The organism is Clostridium sp. (assembly GCF_047777555.1).
GTDB lineage: Bacteria > Bacillota > Clostridia > Clostridiales > Clostridiaceae > Clostridium_H.
In genome coordinates this window covers 1-11,616 of sequence record NZ_JBKEEV010000008.1, presented here as the reverse complement: position 1 = coordinate 11,616, position 11,616 = coordinate 1, and the positions used below count along the sequence as shown (strand labels likewise).

The window sequence follows — 11,616 nt, the reverse complement described above, 5'->3', positions numbered from 1 at the left end:
TTTCCTAGTTATCCTATATGTTATTTAGTATAATTTTATAGATTTATTTCTACTTTGTCAATACTTTCATACAACGATTTTCAATTATTCCTATAGATATACTGTAGTATATGCGTTTTAGAACTAAATTGTGCAACAATTTAGTTCTAGTGGAGGCGCCCGTAGGCGCCTCCACTCCTACACTTTCATTAACCTTCACTAACTAGAGCTTCACTAAGGTTTTCTGGAGCAGATGGATAGCCTAAAAGCATAGCCTCCAGCTTATTAAAGTCATAGTTTCTCTGTTCATAATCATTAAAGCTGTCCTTTTTGCTCTCCCAATTATTATATGTATTTTTAAAATTATTTTTATTACTATTAATACTATTTCTATAATTGGATTTATTATAGTGTTTTTCAATTAAAGAATTTAATTTTTCATGGATATTAACTTTCCTCTTTGAATTATCCTTAGCTTTATGATGTTTTATGTTTAATTCATATATATTGCTAATAGAACCTCTTCTTTTAACTATTACTAATCCAAACTTAACCAATTCCTTTAATGCTCTCTGCACAGTCCTAACGCTTTTATTAAGCCTATATGCTAAGGTCTTTTGGGATGGAAAGCAGCTAGTTTTATTATCAAAACAGTAACTTTTTAGAATACAATATAGTTTAAAAGCTTGTCCACTTAATCCTAAGTTTAACACTTCATTTTGTACCATTGTAAAATCTCTCATATCTATCCCCTCCAAAGTGTAGATATGCACTTCTAATACAATTTGTACAAAAAATATTTTAAAATTTTATTAGTATTTATTTTTATTAGTATTATTAATTTATTTATTATTACATTAGTATTCTTTGTATATCATATGTGTCATATTAGAAAAACCATCATTGTCATATTAGATGCGACTTGTATGTCATATCTAATGCGACAAACAAAAGTTTAGGAGTAGAGGAAGTGGATAGTGGAGCCGCCAAGGCGCAAGTGGAGAAAAGGGCAGTGTAGGAAGTTTAGGAAGTGTAGGCGCTGCGCTGAGTTTAGCCGTTAGGCTGCTAGATTTGATGTATTTTTAGTGCATTTGAACGTGAAGTTTAGATTAATGATGATTATATCCTTTTTAACGGCGAAGCACGACAAATAGGCTATTGCAAAATTCATAAAAGTTCCATATAAAATCAAAAGCCATGCATAAATGGAAATTCCACTATGTGCATGGTTTTTATTTCTGGGTTTAAAACACCGTAAGAACCTTCTATTGTTTGAACGATAGTGAGTTTAGAAGGTTTAGGGGTTTTAATCCCAGAAATATTAGAGCTTCTTTGCGAAGTGAAGCTTTCCTAAATGCAAATTCCATGCGTGATGTTTTATCTAATTTTATTTAAAAATCTTTCTATTCTCTTTAGTGCTTCTAGTATGTTGTCCATGGATGATGCATAGCAAGTTCTTATAAAACCTTCTCCGCAATCACCAAAGGCATTGCCTGGAACAGCTAAAACTTTTTCTTCCATTAAAAGTCTTTCGCAGAATTCATCCGAAGTTAGGCCTGTAGACTTTATGCAAGGGAATAAATAAAATGCTCCCTTAGGCTCAAAACACTCGAGTCCTATTTTTCTAAATCCATCAACCATAACCCTTCTTCTTCTGTTGTATTCTCTTACCATCTTTTCTACGTCTTTATCACTATTTCTTAAAGCTTCAATAGCAGCATATTGTCCAGTTGTTGGTGAACACATAATTGCATATTGATGTATTTTTTTCATAGCATCTATTAAAACAGGATGTCCACATACATAGCCCATTCTCCATCCTGTCATAGCATAAGCTTTTGAAAATCCATTGATTACTATAGTCTTGTCTCTCATTTCTGGGAAACTTGCTATAGATACGTGTTTTCCTTCGTATGTAAGTTCAGCATATATTTCATCTGATATAACAATTAGATCCTTGTCCTTTAAGACATCTACAATTGGTTTTAATTCCTCTCTTGTCATAATAGCTCCTGTTGGATTATTAGGGAAAGGAATTATAACCACTTTAGTTTTAGGAGTAATGGCCTTTTCTAAAAGCTCAGGAGTAAGCTTAAAGTCATCCTCAGCTCTGAGATTTATGACCACTGGTGTAGCCCCTGTGAAAGTTGTACATCCCTTATAAGCTACAAAGCTTGGTTCTGGAATAATTACTTCATCGCCAGGGCCTACTAAAGCTCTAAGAGCTATATCTATGCCTTCGCTTCCCCCAACAGTAACAATAATTTGAGTATTAGGATCATATTTTAGATCATACTTTCTACTTAAATAAGTTGAAAGTTCTTCTCTAAGTTCAATAAGTCCTGCATTAGAAGAATAATGAGTATGCCCTTTTTCCAAAGAATAAATACCAGCTTCCCTTATATTCCAGGGTGTAACAAAGTCTGGTTCCCCAACTCCTAGAGATATAACATCACTCATTTCATTTATCATATCAAAGTATTTTCTTATGCCTGATGGAGGCATATTTTTAACTTGCGGTAAAATCATATTCTCCATTATCATATAAATATTGCCTCCCTATCGTCTCTTATCTTTTCTTCAAATATAGTTCCGTTATCTTTATATTTTTTAAGTATAAAGTGAGTTGCTGTACTCAAAACTCCTTCTTGAGTAGCTAATTTTTGTGCTACAAAAAGAGCTACTTCTTTCATAGTCTTACCCTCTACAATTACTGTTAAATCAAATCCTCCTGACATTAAGTAGCAGGCTCTAACTTCTGAAAATTTATATATTCTCTCTGCCACCTTTGCAAAACCTTCTCCTCTTTGTGGAGTTATTTTTACTTCAATTAAGGCTATAACGCTATCTTTGTTTGTGTTCTCCCAATTTATTAATGCAGGGTATCCTAAAATAACCTTATTATCTTCGTATTTTTTTATTGCAGCTCTTACTTCTTCAACGGTTTTTCCTACCATAGCAGCAATCTCTTCTTCACTATACTTGCTATTTTTCTCAAGGATTTCTAAAATCTCTTCCATACTAAATTACCTCCTAATTTATATCTTTATATAATAAAAAAATCCCTCATCTCCATAAAGGGACGAAGGATTTTCGCGGTACCACCCTAGTTAGTGCTATTTAGCACTCTCTCTATCTTAGAATTTATTATTCTATTCCTCTGTAACGTGAGGATACGTCTTTCTCTATTGCAAGAATTAAAACTTAATTCCTCTTTCTCGATTGGAAACTCGAGGGCTGCTTTCTATATAGTTCCATTACAGTGCTTTCACTATTCACCGCTCGCTTTGAATTTTCCCTATATATACTTCTCCCTGTCATAGTCTTTATGTTTTACTATTTTTATATATTATAATCTAAATAAGGTTTAAAGTTCAATATATTTTTATTAATTTTAAATTTTTACACTTTGTTTATAAATTCCAATGTTATAGCTGAATACATTTATATATACCCTAAATATATTATTTTATTCCGAATATATTCTTTTTACATAAAATTCTGTATAATATATATATTAACTATAAAAAATTTAGGAGGATAATATGGAGAATATAGTATTTCTTAATTCAGGTAAAATTGACTTTGATAAGAAGTTAGAACTTTCATGCTTTGAAAGCCTTGGTATTGTTACAAAATATGATGCTAGCACTAATGATGAAATTTTAGAAAGAGTTAATAATCAAAATGTTGTTATCTCTAAGGAACTACCTCTTGGAAAGGATTTAATATTGAACTTTCCTTCATCTGTCAAATTAATTTGTGAAGCTGGAACTGGCTATAACAATATAGACCTAGACGCAGCAAAGGAAAAAGGAATTACTGTGTGCAATATTCCAGGGTATAGTTCTGAGGCTGTAGCTCAGCTTGCTATTGCTTTTATGTTAAACTTAAGTTCTTCACTGCATATACAACAAGTAATGATAAAACAGAAGAACTTTACTAATTTTACAGAACACCTTAAAGTTCCTCATTTTGAAATACAGAACAAAACCCTTGGAGTAATAGGTGCTGGAAGCATTGGACAGCAAGTAATAAAAGTTGGTAGAGCGCTAGGTATGAATGTTTTAGTATACAGCAGAACTCCAAAACATTGGGAAGACCCAAATATAAAATTTGTATCTTTAGAAGAGCTGCTTAAAAATAGCGATTTTGTAAGCCTTCATTGCCCACTTACACCAAGCACAAAACATATCATAAATAAGGACAGGCTAAATATGATGAAGCCTTCAGCCTTTATCGTAAATACATCTAGAGGAGCTCTTATAAATGAAAACGATTTAATAGAAGCTCTTCGTGAAAAAAGAATAGCTGGTGCAGCTTTAGATGTTCAAGATCCTGAACCACCTGCAGTAACAAATCCTCTATTTGAAATGGATAATGTTATTCTTACTCCTCATATAGGATGGAAGTGTTTTGAATCAAGACAAAGACTTATTCAGCTGTTAGCTGATAACATTGAAGCCTTCATTAAAGGAACACCTATCAACGTTGTAGGCTAGTAAGCGTAGTAAGCTATAGATATTAGAAAATCAGAATAAAATAAAAGCTGTATTGTTTTTTACAAATACAGCTCTTATTTGTTAGTTGTGTTTTGAGATTTTTCAATTCACTATAGTAGAACTTATACTTCTTATTTAAGTTCATCTAAAGTAGGTTCTCTCTCTATAATGAATTTTTCTCCATCACCAACTACTATAAGTGGTATTCCTATTTTGCCTTGCTCTTTAACCTTATCAAATTCTGGCCTGAAGTCCCTGCATCTTAAATACATCTTTAAATTCATCAGATTTTCACTAATATCAAAATAGTCAAAATCTATATTGTTTGCGGAAAGAAACTCTTTCACAGGTTCACATTGTGGTCAGTATCTGCTTCCAAAAACAGTTACTTTCTTCATCATTATTCCTCCATATACCAAAATTTATTCATTGTCTTTAGTTTACTATAATATCAATATTACATGCAAGTGCAGCTTTATTTAGGAATACTACTTCATTGAATTTATAATGCTGTCAGCAATATCTTCCATTATATCTGCGTCATCTTCCTTTAAGCTTGAGCTTATAGTCATCTCATTATCTAAAATAGTCATATCTTTCATGCTCTCTATAAGTTCACGCATTAGTTTACCAGATTGAGGAGCCCATGATCCATTTTCTAAAATAGCGAAAGTACGTTTTTGAAGATTTAGTGCCTTCATATCCATTATATAGTTTAGCATTGGTGGATAAATTTTTAAGTTATAAGTTGGACAAGCAAGAACTATATGGCTATATTTAAACGCCTCAGAAATCAAGTATGAAACATGAGTTTTTGAAACATCATACATAGCAATATTCGTCATTCCTTTTTTAGCTAACCTAATTGCTAAATCATTAGCAGCTGCCTCTGTATTTCCGTACATTGTTCCATAAACAATCAATACACCTTTTTCTTCAGGTTCATAACTGCTCCACTTATTATACTTATCTAACAAATATTCAAAGTTATTTCTCCATACTGGTCCATGTAATGGGCAAATCATCTTAATGTCGATAGTAGCAGCCTTCTTTAAAAGAGCTTGAACATGAGGACCATATTTTCCTACAATATTTGTATAATATCTTCTTGCTTCATCAATCCAATCACGGTCAAAGTTAACCTCATCGTTGAATAGTCTGCCGTCTAATGATATGAAAGATCCGAAAGCATCTGCAGAGAATAATACTCCATCAGTAGTATCATATGTTACCATAGCCTCTGGCCAATGTACCATTGGAGCAGCTATAAATACAACTTTATGCTTTCCAAAAGACATAGTGTCCCCTTCTTTAACTTGTATTATCCTGTCAGCGACTTTAAATCCGAACTGATGCATAAACATAGCAGCCTTTTCTGTGCATATAATTCTTGCATTTGGATAACGAATAATAACCTCTTCAATAGAAGCTGCATGGTCTGGCTCCATATGATTGATTACAATATAATCTAAATCTCTATCCCCAAGGATCCCTTCAATATTCTCAATGAATTGACGGCAAATTGACCAATCTACAGTATCAAATAATACTGTTTTCTCATCCAAAAGCAAATATGAATTATAGGAAACCCCTCTTTCAATGGGATGAATATTCTCAAATAGGGCAAGACGGCGATCGTTGCCGCCAACCCAATAAAGATCATCTGTTATATTTCTAACACAATACATAAACTTAGTCCTCCTTTATACTAAAACAGATTATATTATTATGGTCATTTTATTATAGAAATTATACTTCTATAAACATATCCTTTCCTTCACCACAAGCAGGACAATTCCATTCTTCAGGTAGATTTTCAAATAGTGTTCCAGGAGCTATTTCGCCTTCAGGATCACCTACACTAGGATCATATTCATAACCGCATCCATTACATACATGATATTTCCATGTTGGAGCAACTTTCTTTGGAACAGCTCTCTTCATCTTTTTCATTGGTGGTGCCTCCTTCTTTGCTTCTCCATTATCTAACGCAGCAGTAAGCAATGGTAATACTTCCGTTATATCACCAACAATTCCATAGTCCGCGTTCTTAAATATTTTTGCATTAGGATTATTATTTATAGCAACAATAGTAGTAGCATCTTTTATACCTTTCAAATGTTGGCCTGCACCTGAAATACCGCAAGCAATATATAGATTTCCTTTAAACTTCTGTCCGGACATACCTACATAACGGTTAAGAGGAACATATTTAAGTGTTTCAGCTACTGGACGAGAAGATCCTATAGCTGCACCAGCTTGAATTGCCAAATCTTCTATAAGCTTCATGTTTTCTTTTTCACCTATACCTAAACCTGCACTAACTACTCTGTCAGCTTTATTAATAGGAGTATCTATAGGAATTCCAACTGTAAAGTCGTATCCATCTTTCTTAAGAGCTTCAACAAGGGAGTTAACTCTTTCTTCTAAAGTTCCATCTTTAAAGATTATTTTCTTACGATAACCTGTTATAGGTCCTCTTTGAGAAACTCTGCCTCCATCGTTATTCTTAGGCATTTTACCTATAATGTTAGCAGCTATAACAACACGTTGGATTTCATTAGTTCCTTCATATATTGTGCATATCTTAGCATCTCTGTATGCACGCTCAACTTCCATACCCTTCATATAACCGCTTCCGCCAAATATTTGAAGAGCATCGTTGACGATTTCAAGACAAACGTCTGAAGCATATTGTTTAGCCATAGCAGCTTCCATGCTGTAACGTTCATGATTCTCTTTTAACTCTGCTGCACTATAAACAAGTAATCTAGCTGCTCTAAGCTTTGTTGCCATATCAGCTAATTTGAAAGCAACTATCTGCTGTTGACAAATAGGCTTACCAAATTGTATTCTTTCTTTTGAATACTCTAAAGCATTCTCATAAGCTCCTTGAGCGATTCCAAGAGCTTGAGCTGCAATACCAATACGTCCACCATCTAATGTTGTCATAGCAATCTTGAAACCTTCGCCTTCTTTTCCTAATAGATTTTCCTTAGGAACCTTTACATTATTGAAAATTAATTCTGCAGTAGCTGAGGAACGAATACCCATTTTATCATAATGCTTGCCAAAAGTAAATCCTTCCCATCCTTTTTCAACAATAAACGCACTGATACCACGAGTACCTATACCTGGTGTAGTAACTGCAAAAACAACATATATATCAGCTTCACCTGCGTTAGTAATAAAAATCTTTTCACCATTTAAAATATAATAATCGCCTTCTAGAACAGCAGTTGTTTCTGTACCTCCAGCATCACTACCAGCATTTTCTTCTGTAAGACCAAATGCTCCAAGTTTTTCACCTTTTGCTAGCGGGACTAGATATTTTTGTTTCTGTTCTTCTGTTCCATAAGCTGCAATTGGATATGTGCCTAAAGATGTATGAGCTGAAAGGATTACGCCTGTACCGCCATCAACCCTTGATAATTCTTCAACGGCAATTGCATAACTGATTACATCCAGACCTGCTCCACCATATTCTTTTGGATATGGTATTCCCATCATCCCCATATCAGCCAGTTTTTTAACTACTTCAGAGGGAAATTTATTTTCTTGATCTAACATAAATGCAATAGGCTTAATTTCTTCTTCAGCAAATTCTCTGATCCTTTTTCTTAAAATTTCATGTTGGTCTGTAGTCTTAAAAGACATAAGCGCACCTCCCTATAATTAAAGCAACTAGTATAATTTATACGTAATATGCCATATGTCATATTACAAATATTTTTTATTAATAAATTTTACTAATTATATAATTTATTATACTCCTTAATAATAATTATTACAAGATTAATATTAAATATGTTTTTGTTAAGTTATTCACAATTGCACAATTAAAGCAGATGGCAAATTATAAATATGAGTTATCTATAGAATACAAAATATTCTTATTGTGGATTTATTTATAAAATAAAAAATAACCTCAAAGAACCAAAATTCATTATTAGTTCTACGGGTTATTACTCGGATCATATATGTACATGAAAAAATATACAGTTAATTAATTACATAGATTTATATTAAAATAAACCAACTAGAAATTCATTTTTAGCTGGTTTTATAATCCTAGTTAAAATATATAAGGTATAGAAAATTATGTTGAATTAAGGGAATAATTATTGAAAAATGTTAAAATTCAGTGTAAAATCTAACTAATATTCATAATACATAATATGGCAGAAAGGATGTTTATAGTGAAGATTACTAAAAAAAGAAATTACTCATTAAAATCTAAGATAACCATTAGTTCGTTTCTTGTGTTAACAATCTCCATTATATTACTGGCAATCATGTCTTTAAATATAATAAATAAAAAATTTGAAAACCAAGTAAAAGAAGATGGAATGAGTCTTGTAGAGGAAATAACATCTGAAATACAAAATAACAATAATATAATGAAACAGACTAGATAATTTACTAGGAGATAAAATTTGTGCTGTTGCTTATTTAGTTGGACAATATTCTAATGTCTCTAATGAATATTTATCAGAAGTTGCTAAAGCAACTAATGTTCAAGAAATCAATATAGCAGATCCATCAGGTGTTGTAATTTATTCTAATTTACCAGTCAATAAATATGGATATAAATATCCAGAAAATCATCCTGTGCAAGCAGTTCTGCAGAAACGCGCACTACAAAGCTTATTGAACAAATAAGACAAAGTTCAAATAACAAAAGATAAAAATTTTTATAAGTATGCTAGCTATGAGCTCTAAGTAATGGTGGAATGATACAAGTTGGTGATAATTGCAAATGAAGTTGAAAAATTAAACCAAACTGTAAGCATGATCAAAATTTAGTTGATAGGTTAGGTAAAAAATCTAATATAGTTTATGCATTAACTATTGATCCTGAGTTTAAAAACTACTGCCCATAGTGATAAAAGTAGAATAGGAATTACTCTAAACGATGAAGGAAGTCAGGCAGCCGCTCAAGAAGGAAAGATGTTTTCATCCTTATATAATTATAAAGGAGAAAATGTATATGATGTACTAATGCCTCTAAAAGATAATGATACCAATTTAGGAGCCGTGGATATAGGACTTTCATTAGAAAATAAAAATGCGGCTGTAAGAAGTATTGCAATAAGCTTTACTATAATTGCTATTTTAGCGCTTATTATTGGCGGATTTATCTTAAGGTTAATTATTAATTCTACTTTAAATCCTTTAAATAAATTAGCACAAGCGGCCGAAAATGTAGCACATGGTCACTTAACGGAAAATATAGATATTAATAGCAATGATGAAATAGGAAAACTGGGAGCTAGTTTTAATAACATGGTTGTAAACTTAAAGAATATAGTTACTAAAATAAATGAAATATCAACAAATCTTGCATCATCCTCCAAAACATTATTAATTTCAGCAGAGCAGGTATCAGAAGTATCAGAAGAAATTTCAAACTCTACTCAAGAAGTTGCAGGCGGATCAGAAAAACAGCTCAGAGCTTCGGAAAGCGTTTCCTCAAGCATGCAAAATGTTGTAGATGATATGGGAAATATAACTGAACAACTTGCTGGAGTAGTACAACTTTCTGAAGACACAAGCAGATTGGCTGCTGATGGTAGAGAGAAAATGAATAGTATGGTCACTCAAATAGAGACAATAAAGAATAGCGTAAACTATACATCAAACATTGTTTATGAACTTCAAAAAAACTCTAGTGAAATAGGAAATATAATTCAAATAATAGATGGAATAGCAGATCAGACGAACTTATTGGCACTTAATGCCTCCATCGAAGCCGCTAGAGCTGGTGAAGCAGGAAGAGGATTTGCAGTAGTTGCCGATGAAGTCAGAAAATTAGCAGAAGAATCTATGAAATCCTCAAATAGTATTAAACAGCTAATTAATGATACCCAAGATAGAACAAATAGAGCTTTAGCTGCAATAGAAGAAGGAAATAGAGAATCTGAAAAAGGACAAGAGTTAGCTGAGATTGTAGGACAGGCTTTAAATGAAATTATAAGATCTTTTGAGGATACCAAAGAAAATTTAAAAAAATGCAATAATATAATAATAAATTCTAGGAACACTATAGATAACTTAGATAGAAGTGTTCAAGATATTAAAGTTATTTCTACGAATACCGCATCAAACACTGAGCAGGTTGCCGCATCTACTGAAGAGCAAGTCTCTGTACTCCAAGAGATTACAGGAAACATAAAAAAACTTGCTGAAATGGCTGCAGATCTGGAAGACAGCATTAAACTGTTTCAAGTTTGAGTTTTTTAAATGTTTTCATATTTTATTTCTACTAAAAATAGTAAAAGTCCTTGAAATCAAGGACTTTTCATTGTATCAATATTATAAATTTATGTATGGTGGAGGCGAACCGTATCGTATCAAATGTACAAAATCTATCAAAGATTATAGACACAAATGAGTAATAAATGTAGTAGATTTAGTTTATCTACTACATTTATTCAATCTATTTAAATAAGTTATACACCGCTGCTGTATCTTTCCCCTTAACTTCTTTACAATTTGATCCATCCCTTACAAATAACCTATCTTTATACCAAACAGGCTCACTACCTGATTTTACTTTTATAATTAAAACAGTATACCCTCTATATGTTACTGGAGTAATATTAGTGTTTACATATATTTTAAGCCAATCCGGCAATTCAGAATTTCTTATTTGTTCTGTAATAAATGTAATATATCTATCCAATGATACTTTTCTTATCTTTGCTTCTCTCTCCAATCCTACTACTCCAAAACCTTCTATTCTTGGTACATTAATTAAACCATCTAATTGCTCAATTCTTTTTGTATCTTCTTCTTTATCAGTTACTCCCAGAAATAAATATCCAATCTTATTTTTGCCTAAGTTAGCCAGTGCAGCTATATTTTGCATGATTTTCTCAAGCATATCTTCATTTAATTTTCTTTTATCACCATCTAAACTGTATAACCCCTGCTTAAAATCATACATAGGTGACTCTACTTTTGATCTCTTCAAATAATTTTCAAAATCTAATGATAAAGTTCCTGAGCTCCTATATATATTATCTGTAGCTTTAAAGTATTCCTGTATTAATCCATAACATTTATTAATATTTTTCTTTCTCTTCGCTGTAGTAATATGATGACTTCCTGTCGTTAATGAACCTGCCAAATC

10 protein-coding genes and 1 other annotated feature are annotated in these 11,616 nt (G+C 32.1%); of the genes, 3 read left to right on the top strand and 7 right to left on the bottom strand.

What is annotated here, in order from left to right; genetic code table 11:
- Window positions 1-188: 188 nt before the first annotated feature.
- The 3 genes from ACFWTK_RS11240 to ACFWTK_RS11230 all read right to left on the bottom strand — a co-directional run bounded on the left by ACFWTK_RS11240 (window position 189) and on the right by ACFWTK_RS11230 (window position 2,999).
- The gene (locus tag ACFWTK_RS11240; RefSeq protein ID WP_415876081.1) at window positions 189-722 is read right to left on the bottom strand and encodes a helix-turn-helix domain-containing protein; all 534 of its coding nucleotides are present in this window, start codon (window positions 720-722) and stop codon (window positions 189-191) included.
- A gap of 634 nt (window positions 723-1,356) precedes the next feature.
- Window positions 1,357-2,523 (bottom strand): aminotransferase class I/II-fold pyridoxal phosphate-dependent enzyme, encoded by a 1,167-nt coding sequence (locus tag ACFWTK_RS11235; protein ID WP_415876080.1) that lies wholly within the window; start codon window positions 2,521-2,523, stop codon window positions 1,357-1,359.
- A complete protein-coding gene (locus tag ACFWTK_RS11230; protein WP_415876079.1) occupies window positions 2,520-2,999 on the bottom strand; it encodes an Lrp/AsnC family transcriptional regulator in 480 nt (159 codons plus the stop codon). The genes ACFWTK_RS11235 and ACFWTK_RS11230 overlap by 4 nt, the downstream gene beginning before the upstream one ends.
- 55 nt (window positions 3,000-3,054) lie before the next feature.
- Window positions 3,055-3,309 (bottom strand) — a binding site (T-box leader).
- A gap of 215 nt (window positions 3,310-3,524) precedes the next feature.
- Between ACFWTK_RS11230 and ACFWTK_RS11225 the strand changes: the two genes are divergently transcribed.
- A complete protein-coding gene (locus ACFWTK_RS11225; protein WP_415876078.1) occupies window positions 3,525-4,481 on the top strand; it encodes an NAD(P)-dependent oxidoreductase in 957 nt (318 codons plus the stop codon).
- A 131-nt stretch (window positions 4,482-4,612) separates the two neighbouring features.
- Here ACFWTK_RS11225 and ACFWTK_RS11220 read toward each other — a convergent pair whose 3' ends face one another.
- The 3 genes from ACFWTK_RS11220 to ACFWTK_RS11210 form a co-directional block, all read right to left on the bottom strand.
- The gene (locus ACFWTK_RS11220; RefSeq protein WP_207656042.1) at window positions 4,613-4,828 is read right to left on the bottom strand and encodes a hypothetical protein; all 216 of its coding nucleotides are present in this window, start codon (window positions 4,826-4,828) and stop codon (window positions 4,613-4,615) included.
- A 141-nt stretch (window positions 4,829-4,969) separates the two neighbouring features.
- Window positions 4,970-6,169, bottom strand: a complete 1,200-nt coding sequence (locus ACFWTK_RS11215; protein WP_415876077.1) for an FprA family A-type flavoprotein — start codon at window positions 6,167-6,169, stop codon at window positions 4,970-4,972.
- A gap of 61 nt (window positions 6,170-6,230) precedes the next feature.
- The gene (locus ACFWTK_RS11210; protein ID WP_415876076.1) at window positions 6,231-8,138 is read right to left on the bottom strand and encodes an acyl-CoA dehydrogenase family protein; all 1,908 of its coding nucleotides are present in this window, start codon (window positions 8,136-8,138) and stop codon (window positions 6,231-6,233) included.
- 542 nt (window positions 8,139-8,680) lie between these two features.
- On the opposite strand from ACFWTK_RS11210, the gene ACFWTK_RS11205 reads away from it, so the two are divergent.
- Window positions 8,681-8,899, top strand: a complete 219-nt coding sequence (locus ACFWTK_RS11205) for a hypothetical protein (protein WP_415876075.1) — start codon at window positions 8,681-8,683, stop codon at window positions 8,897-8,899.
- Between the two features lie 433 nt (window positions 8,900-9,332).
- Entirely contained in the window at window positions 9,333-10,715 is a 1,383-nt protein-coding gene (locus ACFWTK_RS11200; protein ID WP_415876074.1) for a methyl-accepting chemotaxis protein, read from the top strand.
- A 205-nt stretch (window positions 10,716-10,920) separates the two neighbouring features.
- On the opposite strand, the gene ACFWTK_RS11195 is transcribed toward ACFWTK_RS11200, so the two are convergent.
- Window positions 10,921-11,616: ATP-binding protein (locus tag ACFWTK_RS11195; RefSeq protein ID WP_415876073.1), on the bottom strand; the 696-nt coding region annotated here is incomplete at its 5' end.